Origin of the sequence: Streptomyces sp. NBC_00019, assembly GCF_045041015.1 — a bacterium.
GTDB lineage: Bacteria > Actinomycetota > Actinomycetes > Streptomycetales > Streptomycetaceae > Streptomyces.
Window position 1 is genome coordinate 8281720 of sequence record NZ_CP108302.1, and the last position, 17749, is coordinate 8299468.

The following is a 17749-nucleotide window of genomic DNA, read 5'->3' on the forward strand; positions in this document are numbered from 1 at the left end:
TGCCCTATCGGCACCGGGGCGGTTCGTCGTCGGGCCGGCTCCGCGTCAGGGCCGGACGCGGGATCAGTGGCCGGTGGCGGAGGTGGTGTCGGCGCCGTCGGCCCGGCCCAGCTGCCGGTCGATGAAGTCGAAGATCTCCTCCGTCGACGACTCCTGGATCCGGTCTCCCACATCCACGGTCGCCGCCGGCCGTGCGTCGTTCCAGTTCGACAGCAGCGTCTGCAGTCGCAGCGTGATCCTCGCCCGATCCTCGTCATCGGGCGCCAGCCGCGTCAACTCCGCCTCCAACGCGTCCAGTTCCCCGATCACCCGCAGGGAGGCACTGCCGGACGCCGGCACCAGTTCCTGAAGGATCCGACTGGTCAGCGCTTCGGGGGTGGGGTGATCGAAGATCAGCGTGGCGGGGAGCCGCAGGGCGGTCGCACCGGTGAGGCGGTTACGGAGTTCGACGGCGGTGAGCGAGTCGAACCCGAGCTCCTTGAACGGCTGTTGCGGGTCGACGCCGTCAGGCCTGGCATGACCGAGGACGGCGGCGACATGCGTGCGGACGAGATCGAGAACCAGCCGCTGCCTCTCGGCCGGTTCCACCAACGCGGCCAGCCGCTCGGCCAGCGGGGAACCGCCGGTGCCAGGGCCCGCGGCGGCGGTGCGCCGGTTGGCGGGAACCAGGTCGCGGAGGAGCGGGGGGAGGTGTTCGTGCTCGATGGCACGCAGGGCGGCGGGGGTGAGCGGGAGACAGAGGTGATGAGGGTGGGAGGTCTTGAGTGCGGTGTCGAGGAGGTGGAGGGCGTGGTCGGTTTCCAGCGGGCGGGCGCCGGCGGTGACTTTGCGGATGTCGGTGCCGGTGAGGTGGTGGGTGAGGTTGGTGGTGTGTTTCCAGTAGCCCCAGGCGAGGCTGGTGGCGGGTTGGCCGTGGTGGTGGCGGTGGTGGGCGAGGGTGTCGAGGTAGGTGTTGGCGGCGGCGTAGTTGGCTTGGCCGGGGTTGCCGAGGGTGCCGGCGGCGGAGGAGTAGAGGACGAAGGCGGCGAGGTCGTGGTGGCGGGTGGCGTGGTGGAGGTTCCAGGCGGCGTCGATCTTGGGTGCGAGTACTGGGTGGAGGCGGTCGGGGGTGAGGCCGGTGAGGGTGGTGTCGTCGAGGGTGCCGGCGGTGTGGATGACCGCGGTGAGCGGGTGTTCTTCCGGGATGGAGGCGATCAGGTCTTCGACGGCTTGTGGGTCGGTGAGGTCGCAGGCGGTGAGGGTGACTTCGGCTCCCAGGGCCTTCAGCTGGTCGCGGAGTGTGGTGTGTTGGGGTGCGGTGCGGGAGGCGAGGAGGAGGTGGTGGGTGTGGTGGGTGGTGATGAGGTGGTGGGCGGTGAGGGTGGCGAGTCCTCCGGTGCCGCCGGTGATGAGGACCGTGCCGTGGGGGTTGAGGGGGTGGGGGGTGGTTTGGGTTGTTGGGGTGGTGCGTGCCAGGCGGGGTGCGAGGAGTTGGCCGTGGCGGTGGGCGAGTTGGGGTTCGCCGGTGGCGAGGGCGTCGGCGAGGTACGACGTGTCCGCCGGGTCGTCGGTGTCGATGAGGTGGATGCGGTCGGGGTTTTCGTTCTGGGCGGATCGGATCAGACCCCATAGGGGTGCGTGGGCGAGATGAACGTCTTCCGCTGGGCTGGTGGCCACCGCGTGCTCGGTGAGGATGACCAGTCGGCGGTCGGTGGCGTCGTTGGTGGTCAGCCAGGACTGAAGGTGAGCCAGGAGGGCCTCGGTCGCGGCGTGCGCGGCTTGGGGATCGTCCTGGGGATACGTGTCGGGCCGGTAGATGTCGACCTCATCGAGGTCGGTGACGTGGGTGGCTGCTTCGGCCGGTTTCCAGGTCAGACGGAAGAAGGAGTTTCGACTACGGCTCTCCGCGCTGGTGTGTAGAGCGGTGGGGTCGATGGGGCGGGTGGCGAGCGTGTTCACGGTGGCGACGGGGGCGCCGGTGGGGTCCCAGGCCTGGATGGAGATGTTGTTGTCGGTGGTGGTGAGGGTGACGCGTAGGTGGGTGGCGCCGGTGGCATGCACGGTGACACCGGTCCAGGCGAACGGAAGCCGTGTCTCTCCGATGTCCGCAGTCCGGCGGGCGAGGGGATGGAGGGCTGCGTCGAGGAGGGCTGGGTGGATGGTGTGTCCGGTGGGGTCGGCCTCTTCGGGCAGGGTGATTTCGGCGTGGAGGGTGCCGTCCCTCTCAGACCAGACGGCGCTGACGCCTTGGAAGGCTGGTCCGTATTCGTAGCCGGCCGCGGCCAGTTGGTCGTAGAGGTCGGAGATGTCGACCTGTTCCGCGGCTGCGGGTGGCCATTGGGTGAGCGGTTGGGCCTGTTCATGTGACGTGGTGAGGGTGCCGGTGGCGTGGCATACCCATTCGGAGTTGGCGGTGTCCGGTTCGTCGGTGTGGGGTCGGGAGTGGATGGTGATCTGCCATCCGCTCGCCTCGGGAGTGGTGGTGACTTGGAGGTCGCGGCTGGTTGTGTCGTCCAGGACGAGGGGTGTGTGGAGGGTGAGTTCGTCGAGGTGGGTGGCTCCGGTGTGGTCTCCGGCGTGCAGGGCCAGGTCGACCAGGGCCGTGCCAGGCAGCAGGACCGTGCCGGACACGGCGTGATCGGCGAGCCAGGGGTGGGTCTTCAGTGCGATGCGTCCGGACAGGACGGTGCTGTTGGTGTCGGCGAGCTGGGTGGCGGTGCTGAGCAGCGGATGGTCGACGGCCGTGAGTCCCAGGTCGCTGGCGTCGGTGAGCTGGGTGGGGGTTTGGAGCCAGTAGGGCTGGTGCTGGAAGGGGTAGGTCGGCAGGCCGATGTCCAGTGGCTGTGTGGTGGGCAGGTGCTGGGCCAGGTCGATGCCGTGGTGGTGGGTGTGGAGGGTGGTGAGGGTGGTCAGCAGTCGGGCGGTGTTGTCGTTGTTGCGGGTGAGGGTGGGGTAGTGGTGGGCGTCTGCCGGGTGTGCGGCGAGGGTGTCGGCGAGGGCCGCGGCGAGCACTGGGTGGGGGCTGGTCTCGATGAAGGTGTGGTGGCCGTCGTCGAGGAGTTGGAGAGCCGTCGTGTGGAAGTGGACGGGGTGGCGGAGGTTGTCGACCCAGTAGGCGCCGTCCAGGGGCCGGTCGTCGGGCAGCAGGCTGCCGGTGTGGGTGGAGTAGAAGGGAATCGTGGGTGGGAGCGGCTGGATCTGGGCGCGGTGGGTGAGGTCGGTGAGGATGGTTTCGCGCAGGGCTTCGACGGCGGGGGTGTGTGAGGCGTAGTCGACGGGGATGAGGCGGGCCCGGACATCGTCCTGCTGGTAGGCCTCGACGAGTGCCGTCAGTGCAACCGTTTCGCCGGCCAGGACGGTGGTGGCCGGTCCGTTGACGGCGGCGAGGTGGACCCCGTCGGGCAGGTCGGTGAGCTCCGAAGCGGGCAGGGGGAGGGAGGCCATGGTGCCGGTGCCGGCGAGTTGCCTGATGGCCTGGGCTCGCAGGGTGACCACGGCGATGGCGTCCGCCAGGGTGAGTGCTCCGGCGATGTGGGCGGCGGCGATCTCGCCCTGGGAGTGGCCGATCACGGCGTCGGGCCTGACGCCGTAGTGTTCCAGCACCCGCGCGATGCCGGTCATGACGGCGAACAGGGCGGGCTGCACCACATCCACCCGCGCCAGGGCGTCTTCGTCCTCGGAGGCGAGGACGTCGAGCAGGTCCCAGTCGCACCAGCGCGCCAGCTCCTGCTGGCATGCGGCCAGATGAGCGGCGAAGAGCGGCTCCTCGGCGGCCAGGCGGCGGCCCATGCCGGCCCATTGCGAGCCCTGCCCGGGGAAGACGAAGGCGGTCTTTCCCGGTGCTGTTGTGCCCGGGCCGACGACGAGTGCGGGGTGGCCGCTGCCGTCGGCGAGTGCGGTCAGGGCGGTGAGCAGTTCCGCGCGGTCGTCGGTGACGATCCCGGCGCGGTGCTCCAGCTTGGCGCGTCCGTTCCACAGGCGTGCGGCCAGCGGGCCTGTCGCTACATCCGGGTGGGTTTCGACGAAGGCGGCCAGTTGACCGGCTGCTTCCGCTAGGGCCTGCGGGGTCCGTGCGGAGACGACCACCGGCACCGGCCCGAACTGCTGCCCCTGCCCCTGCTCCTGTGCCGCCGCCTCGGCAGGTTCCGGTGCGGCCTCCAGGATCACATGTGCGTTCGTCCCGCTCATGCCGAAGGAGGAGACGGCGGCACGACGGGGCTTGCTGGTCTCGGGCCACGGTTGAGCTTCCGTCAGTAGTGCGATGTGGCCGGTCTCCCAGTCGACATGGGTGGAGGGTCGGTCGACGTGCAGGGTCGGCGGCAGTACGCCGTGGCGCATGGCTTCGATCATCTTGATGATGCCGGCGACGCCGGCGGCGGCCTGGGTGTGGCCGATGTTGGATTTGATCGAGCCGAGCCACAGCGGCTGTTCGGCGGTGTGTTCGCGCCCGTAGGTGGCGAGGAGGGCTTGGGCTTCGATGGGGTCGCCGAGGGTCGTGCCGGTGCCGTGCGCCTCGACGGCGTCGATCTGGGCGGGGGTCAACTGGGCGTTGGCCAGGGCTTGTTCGATGACGCGTTGTTGGGAGGGTCCGTTGGGGGCGGTGAGGCCGTTGGAGGCGCCGTCCTGGTTCACCGCCGAGCCCCGAACCGTGGCGAGGATGGGGTGGCCGTTGCGTTGGGCGTCGGACAGTCGCTCCAGCAGGACCAGGCCGATGCCTTCGCCCCAGCCGGTGCCGTCGGCGGCGTCGGCGAAGGGCTTGCAGCGGCCGTCGGGAGCCAACCCGCGCTGGCGGGAGAAGACTTGGAAGGTGCCGGGGGTGGCCATGATGGTGGCGCCACCGGCCAGGGCCATGTCGCACTCACCGTTGCGCAGCGCCTGGGCCGCCAGGTGCAGGGCGACAAGGGATGAGGAGCAGGCTGTGTCCACTGTCATGGCGGGGCCTTCGAGCCCGAACGTGTACGCCACCCGGCCCGACGCGATGCTGCCGGAGCCGCCCGTGGCGAAGTAGCCCTCCAGTTGGTCCGGTGCGCCGTGCATCCTCATCAAATAGTCCTGCGAGATGACGCCCGCGAAGACTCCGGTGTTGCTGCCGTTGAGGGTGGTGGGGTCGATACCGGCGTGTTCGAAGGCTTCCCAGGCGGTTTCGAGGAGCAGTCGCTGCTGGGGGTCGGTGGCGAGCGCCTCGCGAGGGTTCATACGGAAGAAACCCGCGTCGAACTCGCCCGCGTCGTACAGGAACGATCCCTTGCGCGTGTACATCTTGCCCGGGGCGTCCGGGTCCGGGTCGTACAGGGCATCAAGGTCCCAGCCCCGGTTGTCGGGCAGGTCGCCGAGCGTCTCGCCGCCCTCGGCGACGAGCCTCCAGAGGTCTTCCGGCTGCCTGACCCCTCCGGGATAGCGGCAGGCCATCGAGACGATCACGATCGGATCGTCGTCGTCGACCACCGCCGACGCCGCCTTCGGTGCCCGCGTCTGCGGTTGCTGGTCCAGCAACTCGGCTCGTAGATGTGCGGCGAGCGCGGTGAGCGTCGGGTGGTCGAAGACGAGGGTGGACGGGAGCTGGAGCGCGGTGGTGTTGGTGAGGCGGTTGCGGAGTTCGACGGCGGTGAGGGAGTCGAACCCGAGTTCCTTGAAAGGCCGATGCGGGTCGATCGTCTCGGGCCGGTTGTGCCCGAGGACGGCGGCCACATTGCTGCGGACGAGGTCGAGCAGAAGGTGCTGCTGTTCCGGTTCGCCCAGGGTGGCGAGCTGCTGAGCCAGCCCGGAGCGCTGCACCGCCCCGGCTCCGGCGGCTGCCCCCCGACGTCCCGCAGCGGGAACGAGGTCCCGGAGCAACGTCGGCACGTCGCCACCGCGGCGAAGACTCGCCGGCTCGATCGGCATGCAGACCAGGGAGGCTTCCGCGCGGTCGTCGAGCGCGATGTCGAAGAGCCGCAGGCCCAGTTCGGTGCTGAGTGCGGAGTTGTTGTGGGGTAGGTCGGTGTTGGTGAGGTGGTGGGTGAGGTTGGTGGTGTGTTTCCAGTAGCCCCAGGCGAGGCTGGTGGCGGGTTGGCCGTGGTGGTGGCGGTGGTGGGCGAGGGTGTCGAGGTAGGTGTTGGCGGCGGCGTAGTTGGCTTGGCCGGGGTTGCCGAGGGTGCCGGCGGCGGAGGAGTAGAGGACGAAGGCGGCGAGGTCGTGGTGGCGGGTGGCGTGGTGGAGGTTCCAGGCGGCGTCGATCTTGGGTGCGAGTACTGGGTGGAGGCGGTCGGGGGTGAGGCCGGTGAGGGTGGTGTCGTCGAGGGTGCCGGCGGTGTGGATGACCGCGGTGAGCGGGTGTTCTTCCGGGATGGAGGCGATCAGGTCTTCGACGGCTTGGGGGTCGGTGAGGTCGCAGGCGGCGAGGGTGACTTCGGCTCCCAGGGCCTTCAGCTGGTCGCGGAGTGTGGTGTGTTGGGGTGCGGTGCGGGAGGCGAGGAGGAGGTGGTGGGTGTGGTGGGTGGTGATGAGGTGGTGGGCGGTGAGGGTGGCGAGTCCGCCGGTGCCGCCGGTGATGAGGACCGTGCCGTGGGGGTTGAGGGGTTGGGGGAGGGTGAGGGTGAGTTTGCCGGTGTGGCGGGCTTGGCTGAGGTGGCGGAGGGCGTGGGGGGTGTGGCGGATGTCGAAGTTGGTGGTGGGCAGGGGGGTGAGGGTGCCTTGGGTGAAGAGGTCGCGGAGGGTGGTGAGGATGTGTTGGATGCGGTCGGGGCCGGCTTCGATGAGGTCGAAGTTGCGGTAGTGGATTTGGTGTTGGGTGTGGATGGCGTCGGGGTCGCGGATGTCGGTTTTGCCCATTTCGATGAAGCGTCCGCCGGGGTGGAGGAGGCGGAGGGTGGCGTCGGTGTGTTGGTGGGCGAGGGCGTTGAGGGCGACGTCGATGCCGTGGTGGGGGGTGTGGGTGCGGAAGTGGTGTTCGAAGTCGAGGGTGCGGCTGGAGGCGATGTGGGTGGGGGGGAGTCCTTGGGTGGTGAGGTGGTGGTGTTTGGTGGGGTGGGCGGTGGCGTAGATGTCGGCGCCGGTGTGTTGGGCGAGTTGGAGGGCGGCTGAGCCGACTCCGCCGGTGGCGGCGTGGATGAGGAGGGTTTCGCCGGGTTGGAGGTCGGCGAGGTCGTAGAGGGCGTAGTAGGCGGTGAGGAAGGCGACGGGGGTGCCGGCGGCGGTGGTGTAGGACCAGTGGTCGGGGATGGTGGTGACCAGACGGTGGTCCGTGACGGTGCGTGCGCCGGCGCCGTGGGTGAAGACGCCCATGACGCGGTCGCCGACGGTGAGGGTGGTGACGTCGTCGGCGATCTCGGTGATGATGCCGGCGCCTTCGCTGCCCAGGGGTGCGGTGCCGGGGTACATGCCCAGGGCGATGAGGGTGTCGCGGAAGTTGAGGCCGATGGCGCGGATGTCGATGCGGACCTGGCCGGGGGTCAGGGGGGCGTCCCATTCGGGTGCGGGCCGGCAGGTGATGGCTTCGATGGTGCCGCTGGTGTCGGCGGACAGTTTCCAGGACTGCTGGGGCAGGTGCAGGGTGTGGTGGTCCTCGGTGCGTGCCAGGCGGGGTGCGAGGAGTTGGCCGTGGCGGTGGGCGAGTTGGGGTTCGCCGGTGGCGAGGGCGTCGGCGAGGTACGACGTGTCCGCCGGGTCGTCGGTGTCGATGAGGTGGATGCGGCCGGGGTTCTCGTTCTGCGCGGAGCGGATCAGACCCCACAACGGGGCGTGGGCCAAGTGGACGTCTTCCGCTGGGCTGGTGGCGACCGCGTGCTGGGTGAGGATGACCAGGCTGCGGCTGGTGGCGTCGTTGTCGGTCAGCCAGGACTGAAGGTGAGCCAGGAGGGCCTCGGTGGCCGCGTGCGCGGCTGTTGGGCTGTCGCTGTCCTCGTCCCTCTCAGGGATGTAGATGTCGACTTCGTCGAGGTCCACTTCGCGGGTGCCTGCTTCGGCCGGTTTCCAGGTCAGGTGGAAGAGGCTGTTGCGGGTTCCCGAGCCGATTGCCTTGTGGAGTGATGCGGGGTCGATGGGGCGGGTGGTGAGCGTGTTCACGGTGGCGACAGGGGCGCCGGTGGGGTCCCAGGCCTGGATGGAGATGTTGTTGTCGGTGGTGGTGAGGGTGACGCGCAGGTGGGTGGCGCCGGTGGCGTGGACGGTGACGCCGGTCCAGGCGAAGGGCAGTTGTGTGTCGCCGGTTGCTGTGGTGCGGGTGGCGAGGGGGTGGAGGGCTGCGTCGAGGAGGGCTGGGTGGATGGTGTGTCCGGTGGGGTCGGCCTCTTCGGGCAGGGTGATTTCGGCGTGGAGGGTGCCGTCCCTCTCAGACCAGACGGCGGTGACGCCTTGGAAGGCTGGTCCGTATTCGTAGCCGGCTGTGGCTAGTTGGTCGTACAGAGCCGAAATCTCGACCGGGGTGGCGTGCACGGGTGGCCATTGGGCGAGCGATTGGGCCTGTTCCTCCATCGTGGTGAGGGTGCCGGTGGCGTGGCAGGTCCAGGGTTCGGTGTCGTCGGGTTGTGTGGTGTGGGGGCGGGAGTGGATGGTGATCTGCCATCCGCTCGCCTCGGGAGTGGTGGTGACTTGGAGGTCGCGGCTGGTTGTGTCGTCCAGGATGAGGGGTGTGTGGAGGGTGAGTTCGTCGAGGTGGGTGGCTCCGGTGTGGTCTCCGGCGTGCAGGGCCAGGTCGACCAGGGCCGTGCCAGGCAGCAGGATCGTCCCTGCGACGGCGTGATCGGCGAGCCAGGGGTGGGTCTTCAGCCCGATGCGTCCGGACAGGACGGTGCTGTTGGTGTCGGCGAGCTGTGTTGCCGTGCCAAGCAATGGATGGTCGACGGCTGTCAGGCCGAGGTCGCTGGCGTCGGTGAGCTGGGTGGGGGCCTGGAGCCAGTAGGGCTGGTGCTGGAAGGGGTAGCTGGGCAGCTCGGAGTCGGCGGGCTGCGGCTGCGGGAGGTGGGGCGTGAGGTCGATGCCGTGGTGGTGGGTGTGGAGGGTGGTGAGGGTGGTCAGCAGTCGGGCGGTGTTGTCGTTGTGGCGGGTGAGGGTGGGGTAGTGGTGGGCGTCTGCCGGGTGTGCGGCGAGGGTATCGGCGAGGGCCGCGGCGAGCACCGGGTGGGGGCTGGACTCGATGAACGTGTGGTGGCCGTCGTCGAGGAGTTGGAGAGCCGTCGTGTGGAAGTGGACGGGGTGGCGGAGGTTGTCGACCCAGTAGGCGCCGTCCAGGGGCCGGTCGTCGGGCAGCAGGCTGCCGGTGTGGGTGGAGTAGAAGGGAATAGCCGGGCGAACGGGCTGGATGTGGGTGAGGTCGGTGAGGATGGTTTCGCGCAGGGCTTCGACGGCGGGGGTGTGTGAGGCGTAGTCGACGGGGATGAGGCGGGCCCGGACATCGTCCTGTTGGTAGGCCTCGACGAGTGCCGTCAGTGCGGTCGTTTCGCCGGCCAGGACGGTGGTGGCCGGTCCGTTGACGGCGGCGAGGTGGACCCCGTCGGGCAGGTCGGTGAGCTCCGAAGCGGGCAGGGGGAGGGAGGCCATGGTGCCGGTGCCGGCGAGTTGCCTGATGGCCTGGGCTCGCAGGGTGACCACGGCGATGGCGTCCGCCAGGGTGAGTGCTCCGGCGATGTGGGCGGCGGCGATCTCGCCCTGGGAGTGGCCGATCACGGCGTCGGGCCTGACGCCGTAGTGTTCCAGCACTCGGGCGATGCCGGTCATGACGGCGAACAGGGCGGGCTGCACCACATCCACCCGCGCCAGGGCGTCTTCGTCCTCGGAGGCGAGGACGTCGAGCAGGTCCCAGTCGCACCAGCGCGCCAGCTCCTGCTGGCATGCGGCCAGATGAGCGGCGAAGAGCGGCTCTTCGGCGGCCAGGCGGCGGCCCATGCCGGCCCATTGCGAGCCCTGCCCGGGGAAGACGAAGACGGTCTTCCCCGGCTCCACCACGCCCGGCCCCACCACCAGCGCGGGATGACCGCTTCCCTCGGCCAGAGCGGTCAGGGCGTCACGCAGCTCACCGACACTGTCGGTGACGATCCCGGCGCGGTGCTCCAGCTTCGCCCGCCCCGACCACAACCGCGCGGCCAGCGGACCGACCTCCACCTCCCGATGGGCGTCCACGAACTCGGCCAGTTGACCGGCTGCTTGCGCGAGGGCCTGCGGGGTCCGTGCGGAGACGACCACCGGCACCGGCCCGAACTGCTGCTCCTGCCCCTGCTCCGGTGCCTCCGCCTCCGCAGTCTCCGGCGCGGCCTCCAGAATCACATGCGCGTTCGTCCCGCTGATGCCGAATGATGACACCGCCGCCCGGTACGGCTGTCCGGACTCGGGCCACGGCATTGACTCGGTGAGCAGGGAGATGCTGCCCGCGCTCCAGTCGACGTGGTGCGAGGGCTGATCCACGTGCAGGGTGGGCGGCAGCACCCCGTGCCGCATCGCCTGCACCATCTTGATCACACCGGCGACGCCGGCGGCGGCCTGGGTGTGGCCGATGTTGGACTTGATCGAGCCGAGCCACAGCGGCTGTTCGGCGGTGTGTTCGCGCCCGTAGGTGGCGAGGAGGGCTTGGGCTTCGATGGGGTCGCCGAGGGTGGTGCCGGTGCCGTGGGCCTCGACGGCGTCGATCTGGGCGGGGGTCAACTGGGCGTTGGCGAGGGCTTGTTCGATGACGCGTTGCTGGGAGGGTCCGTTGGGGGCGGTGAGGCCGTTGGAGGCGCCGTCCTGATTGATGGCTGATCCGCGTAGTACCGCCAGTACCGGGTGGCCGTTGCGCTGGGCGTCGGACAGTCGCTCCAGCAGGACCAGGCCGATGCCTTCGCCCCAGCCGGTGCCGTCGGCGGCGTCGGCGAACGGCTTGCAGCGGCCGTCCACCGACAGGACACGTTGGCGTGAGAACTCGACGAACGCGCCCGGGCTCGACATGACGGTCGCACCGCCCGCAAGGGCCATCTCGCACTCACCGTTGCGCAGGGCCTGAGCGGCCAGATGAAGGGCCACCAGCGAGGACGAGCATGCCGTGTCGACCGTCACCGCCGGGCCTTCGAGCCCGAACGTGTACGCCACCCTGCCGGAAGCCACGCTCGCCGCGCTGCCGTTGCCCAGGTAGCCCTCGAAGCCTTCAGGGGCGTTCTGCATGAGGCGGGCGCCGTAGTCGCCGTAGATCACTCCGGCGTAGACGGCTGTGTTGCTGCCTTTGAGGGTGGTGGGGTCGATGCCGGCGTGTTCGAAGGCTTCCCAGGCGGTTTCCAGGAGCAGTCGCTGCTGGGGGTCGGTGGCGAGGGCCTCGCGGGGGTTCATGCGGAAGAAGTCCGCGTCGAACTGGTCGGCGTCGTGCAGGAAGGTGCCGTAACTCGTGTAGCTCTTGCCGTTCGCCGCCGGATCCGGGTCGAAGAGGTTGTCGAGGTCCCACCCGCGGTTCGTCGGGAAGCCGGACAGACCTTCGCGACGCTCGGCGACCAGATCCCACAGGTCCGCGGCGGAGCGAACGTCTCCCGGGAAGCGGCACGACATCGAAACGATGACGACCGGATCGTCGGAGGTGTCGGTACCCGTGAGCACTGGGCCGGCCGACCGTGGCGCCGATTCCAGCAGCTCGGAGCTGATGTGGTCGGCCAAGACCTGTGCGTTCGGGTAGTCGAAGATCAAGGTGGCCGGGAGCCGCAATCCGGTGGCCGCGTCGAGCCGGTTGCGTAGCTCTACGGCGGTGAGCGAGTCGAACCCCAGATCCCTGAACGGCTGCTGCGGGTCCACACCCGTCACGTCGGGGTGCCCGAGGACAGTGGCCGCATTACTCCGCACGAGGTTCAGCAGCAGACGTCGCTGTTCCGCCGGCGCCAGCGCGGCGAGTTCGTGCGCCAGCCCTGAAGCCTCTCGGGGGGCCGCCTTCGCGGCTCGGCGGAGCCGGCGGGGAGCCAGGTCACGCAGGAGGGCCGGCACGTTGTCCGCGTCTCGGAAAGCGGAAGCCGTGAGAGGAGCGCACAAGTGATACGCGGACGGGCTGACGAGCGCGGCATCGAGAAGGCGGAGGCCTTCCTCGGTGCTGAGCGCGGAGTTGTTGTGGGGTAGGTCGGTGTTGGTGAGGTGGTGGGTGAGGTTGGTGGTGTGTTTCCAGTAGCCCCAGGCGAGGCTGGTGGCGGGTTGGCCGTGGTGGTGGCGGTGGTGGGCGAGGGTGTCGAGGTAGGTGTTGGCGGCGGCGTAGTTGGCCTGGCCGGGGTTGCCGAGGGTGCCGGCGGCGGAGGAGTAGAGGACGAAGGCGGCGAGGTCGTGGTGGCGGGTGGCGTGGTGGAGGTTCCAGGCGGCGTCGATCTTGGGTGCGAGTACCGGGTGGAGGCGGTCGGGGGTGAGGCCGGTGAGGGTGGTGTCGTCGAGGGTGCCGGCGGTGTGGATGACCGCGGTGAGCGGGTGCTCTTCCGGGATGGAGGCGATCAGGTCTTCGACGGCTTGTGGGTCGGTGAGGTCGCAGGCGGCGAGGGTGACGTGGGCTCCGAGGGCCTGGAGTTCGGCTTGGAGTGTGGTGTGTTGGGGTGCGGTGCGGGAGGCGAGGAGGAGGTGGTGGGTGTGGTGGGTGGTGATGAGGTGGTGGGCGGTGAGGGTGGCGAGTCCTCCGGTGCCGCCGGTGATGAGGACCGTGCCGTGGGGGTTGAGGGGTTGGGGGAGGGTGAGGGTGAGTTTGCCGGTGTGGCGGGCTTGGCTGAGGTGGCGGAGGGCGTGGGGGGTGTGGCGGATGTCGAAGTTGGTGGTGGGCAGGGGGGTGAGGGTGCCTTGGGTGAAGAGGTCGCGGAGGGTGGTGAGGATGTGTTGGATGCGGTCGGGGCCGGCTTCGATGAGGTCGAAGTTGCGGTAGTGGATTTGGTGTTGGGTGTGGATGGCGTCGGGGTCGCGGATGTCGGTTTTGCCCATTTCGATGAAGCGTCCGCCGGGGTGGAGGAGGCGGAGGGTGGCGTCGGTGTGTTGGTGGGCGAGGGCGTTGAGGGCGACGTCGATGCCGTGGTGGGGGGTGTGGGTGCGGAAGTGGTGTTCGAAGTCGAGGGTGCGGCTGGAGGCGATGTGGGTGGGGGGGAGTCCTTGGGTGGTGAGGTGGTGGTGTTTGGTGGGGTGGGCGGTGGCGTAGATGTCGGCGCCGGTGTGTTGGGCGAGTTGGAGGGCGGCTGAGCCGACTCCGCCGGTGGCGGCGTGGATGAGGAGGGTTTCGCCGGGTTGGAGGTCGGCGAGGTCGTAGAGGGCGTAGTAGGCGGTGAGGAAGGCGACGGGGGTGCCGGCGGCGGTGGTGTAGGACCAGTGGTCGGGGATGGTGGTGACCAGACGGTGGTCGGTGACCGTCTGCGCGCCGACACCGTGCGGGAACATGCCCATGACGCGGTCGCCCACGGCGACGGTGGTGACGTCGTCGGCGATCTCCGTGACGATGCCGGCGCCTTCGCTGGCCAGCAGAGCGTCGCCCGGATACATGCCGAGAGTGATCAGCACGTCACGGAAGTTCAGCCCGATCGCACGGACAGCGATCCTCACCTGCCCCGGCGCGAGTTCGTCCGGCAGCTCGGGGTTGGGCAGGAACGCCAGGTTGTCGAACGTGCCGGGAGCCGTCTTGTCCAGCCGCCAGGTCGAGTTGCCGTCCGGAATGCTCAGCCGGCCGTCGATGTGATCGGCCGATCGAACCAGCCGCGGCGCGAGTAACTGGCCGTGACGCATGGCCAGTTGGTACTCGCCGGTGGCGAGGGCTTCGGCGAGGTACGACGTGTCCGCCGGGTCGTCGGTGTCGATGAGGTGGACGCGGCCCGGGTTCTCGTTCTGCGCGCTGCGGACCAGACCCCACAGGGGTGCGTGGGTGAGATGAACGTCTTCCGCCGGGCTGGTGGCCACCGCGTGGTGAGTGAGGATCACCAGGCTGCGGTCGGTGGTCTCGTTGACCGCCAGCCAGGACTGCAGATGTGTGAGCAGGGCCTCGGTGGCCGCATGGGCGGCTGCCGGGCCCTCGCTGTCCCCGTCCATGTCCGGGGTGTAGAGGTCGACCTGGTCGAGGTCCCTCTCCGCCGTGACGGCTTCGGCGGGATTCCAGGCGAGGTGGAAGAGGCTGTTGCGGGTCGCGCTGCCCGCACCGCTGGTCAGGGCGGTGGGGCCGACCGGGCGGGAGGCGAGGGCGGTGACGGTGGCTACGGGGGCGCCGGTGGGATCCCAGGCCTGGAGCGATACATCGTTGCCGGTGGTGGTGAGGGTGACGCGCAGGTGGGTGGCACCGCTCGCGTGTACGTCTACTCCGCTCCAGGCGAAGGGCAGCCGCAGTTCGCTGTCCGTGGCAGAGGCGAGTCCCTGGGCAGCCAGGGGGTGCAGAGCCGCGTCGAGGAGAGCCGGGTGGAGGGTGTGCCCTGCGGGGTCGGCCGTATCGGGCAGGACGATCTCTGCGAGCAGGGTGCCGTCGGGCTGGTTCCACATGGCGGTGACGCCCTGGAAGGCCGGGCCGTACTCGTAGCCGGCGGCTGCCAAGCGGGCGTAGAGCTCTGCGATGTCCACGCGGGTGGCGTTCACCGGAGGCCATTGGGTGAGCGGCTCGGCCGGTCGGTGGGCGGTGGTGAGGGTGCCGGTGGCGTGGCAGGTCCAGGGTTCGGTGTCGTCGGGTTGGGGGGTGTGGGGGCGGGAGTGGATGGTGACCTGCCATCCGCTCGCCTCAGGTGTGGTGGTGACCTGGAGGTCGCGGCTGGTTGTGTCGTCCAGGACGAGGGGTGCGTGGAGGGTGAGTTCGTCGAGGTGGGTGGCTCCGGTGTGGTCCCCGGCGTGCAGGGCCAGGTCGACCAGGGCGGTTCCGGGCAGGAGGACCGTTCCTGCGACGGCGTGATCCGCGAGCCAGGGGTGAGTACTCAGGCCGATCCGACCCGTGAACACCGTCGACGCGCCGGACGATTCACCGGATGCTGCCCTGCTTGCGGTGTCTGCGAGCTGAACGGTGGCGGCGAGCAAAGGGTGCGCGTTGGTCGCCATGCCCAGGTCGGTGGCGTCGGTGAGTTGGGTGGGGGTTTGGAGCCAGTAGGGCTGGTGTTGGAAGGGGTAGGTGGGGAGGTCGGGGTGGGTGGGTTGGGGTTGTGGGAGGTGTGGGGTGAGGTCGGTGGGGTGGTGGTGGGTGTGGAGGGTGGTGAGGGTGGTGAGGTGGGTGTGGGTTTCGTTGGGGTGGTGGGGGGTGGTGTGGGTGGGGGTGGGGAGGTGGGGGGTGAGGGTGGGGTGGGGTGCGAGTTCGGTGAAGAGGGTGATGTGTTGGGTTTCGGTGAGGTGGGTGATGCCTTGGTGGAAGTGGACGGGTCGGCGGATGTGGTGGGCCCAGTAGGCGGGGTTGTGGTGCTGGTCGGGGGTGGCGGGGGTGCCGGTGAGGTTGGAGATGACCGGGATCTCGGCGTTTCCGAGGGTGTGGCGGGTGAAGAGTGCGGCCAGGTGGGTGGTGTAGGCCTTCAGGATGGGTTCGGTGTGGGCGCTGTGGAAGGCGTGGGCGACGTTCAGGGTCCGGGTGCGGATTCCGGCGGCTGTCAGTTCGGCGGCGATCTGGTCGAGTTGGTCGGTGGGTCCGGCGAGGGTGGTGGCGGTGGGTGAGTTGTGGGCGGCGATCTCGATGCGCGGGTGGCGTGTGAGGTGTTCGGTGAGTGGTTCGGGTCCGGAGTGGACGGCGAGCATGCCGGTGCCGGTGGGGAGGGTGTTGAGGAGTTTGGCGCGGGTGGTGACCATGTCGGCGGCCACCGGTAGCGGCAGGGTGCCGGCGAGGTGGGCGGCGGAGAGTTCGCCGATGGAGTGGCCGATGAGGGCGTGGGGGGTGATGCCGTGGGTGTGGAGGAGGTGGTAGGTGGCGGTGTGGTGGGCGAAGAGGGCGGGCTGGGTGTAGAGGGTGGTGTCCAGGAGGGTGGCTTCTTCGGTGCCGGGCTGGGCGAACATGACGTGTTGCAGGGGGAGGTCGAGGTGGGGGTCGAGGGCTGCGCAGACTTCGTCCAGGGCGTGGGCGTAGGCGGGGTAGGTGGTGTAGAGGTCGCTTCCCATGCCGGGGCGTTGGCTGCCCTGGCCGGAGAACAGGACGGCGAAGCGGGCAGGGCTGTTTCCGTCGGGGCGGGTGCCGGTGATGAGCGCGGGGTGGGGGGCGCCTTCGGCGAGGGCGGCGAGTGCGGCCTGGAGTGTGGCGCGGTCATGCGTGACGATTCCGGCGCGGTGTTCGAGCTTGGCCCGGCCCGTCCACAGGCGGGCGGCCAGGGGGCCGACCTCGGTCTGCGGGTGTGCGTCGAGGTAGGTGGCGAGCCGGCCCGCGGTGTCGGCCAGGGCTTTGGACGAGCGGGCCGAGATCACGATGGGCACAGGCGTGGTGGGGACACCTGCCTGTGGTGAGGTGGGCTCGGCCGGTTGGGGTTCGGGCGCGGCTTCGAGGATGAGGTGGGCGTTGGTGCCGCTGATGCCGAAGGAGGACACCGCGGCACGACGCGGACGGCCGGTCTGCGGCCATGACCGGGACTCGGTCAGCAGGGCCAGTCCGCCTGCCTCCCAGTCGACGTGGCTGGTGGGCCGGTCGACGTGCAGGGTTGAGGGCAGTACGCCGTGACGCATGGCTTCGATCATCTTGATGACGCCGGCGACGCCGGCGGCGGCCTGGGTGTGTCCGATGTTGGACTTGATCGAGCCCAGCCAGAGGGGTTGTTCTTCTGTGTGCTCACGGCCGTAGGTGGCGAGGAGGGCTTGTGCCTCGATGGGGTCGCCGAGAGTGGTGCCCGTGCCGTGCGCCTCGACCGCGTCCACCTGACTGGCACTCAACTGCGCGTCGGCCAGCGCCTGTTCGATCACGCGCTGCTGGGAGGGTCCGTTGGGGGCGGTCAGGCCGTTGGACGCGCCGTCCTGGTTGATGGCTGATCCGCGTAGGACTGCTAGTACCGGGTGGCCGTTGCGTTGGGCGTCGGAGAGTCGTTCGAGGAGGACGAGTCCTGCGCCTTCGCCCCAGCCGGTGCCGTCGGCGGCGTCGGCGAACGGCTTGCAGCGGCCGTCGGGAGCCAGGCCGCGCTGGCGGGAGAACTCGACGAAGGTGCCGGGGGTGGCCATTACGGTGACGCCGCCGGCCAAGGCCAGTTCGCACTCGCCGTTGCGCAGTGCCTGGGCCGCCAGATGGAGTGAGACCAGCGAGGAGGAACAGGCGGTGTCCACCGTGACGGCCGGGCCCTCCAGACCGAACGTGTACGCCACCCGCCCGGAAGCCACACTCGCCGCACTCCCGTTGCCGAGAAAGCCTTCGAAGCCTTCCGGGGCGCGGTGCATGAGACGACCCGCGTAGTCGTCGTACATCACGCCCGCGTAGACGCCGGTCTTGCTGCCCTTGAGGGTGTGGGGGTCCAGGCCCGCGCGTTCGAAGGTCTCCCAGGCGGTTTCCAGGAGGAGGCGCTGCTGGGGGTCGGTGGCCATCGCTTCGCGCGGGCTCATGCCGAAGAACTCGGGGTCGAATTCATCGGCCGAGTGCAGGAATCCGCCTTCGCGCGCGTAGCTCCTGCCGGTCGCGTCCGGGTCGGAGTCGAAGAGGCCGTCGAGGTCCCAGCCACGGTTGTCCGGAAAACCGGAGATGGCGTCGGTGCCCTCGGCGACCAACGTCCACAGATCCTCGGGTGACCGCACCCCACCCGGATACCGGCAGGCCATCGCGACGATCGCCACCGGCTCCTGCCCTGCCGACTCGGCGTCCTGGAGGCGTTGACGCGTCTGGTGCAGTTCGGCCACTACGCGGGTCAGGTATTCCCGAAGCTTGGCTTCGTCCGACATGGGTCGTCGCTCCTCTACGCGGGATTGCTCTGGTGGT

1 protein-coding gene is annotated in these 17749 nt (G+C 69.6%); it reads right to left on the bottom strand.

Going from position 1 to position 17749, the window contains the following annotated elements; all coding sequences use genetic code 11:
* Positions 1-63: 63 nt before the first annotated feature.
* Positions 64-17712, bottom strand: coding sequence for an SDR family NAD(P)-dependent oxidoreductase (locus OHU89_RS38675; protein WP_405649591.1), 17649 nt, complete (start codon positions 17710-17712; stop codon positions 64-66).
* Between the last annotated feature and the right edge of the window lie 37 nt (positions 17713-17749).

Bases quoted from the DNA above. Each gene is read 5' to 3' on its own strand.
- OHU89_RS38675 (WP_405649591.1), bottom strand. From the start codon at position 17,712: ATGTCGGACGAAGCCAAGCTTCGGGAATACCTGACCCGCGTAGTGGCC.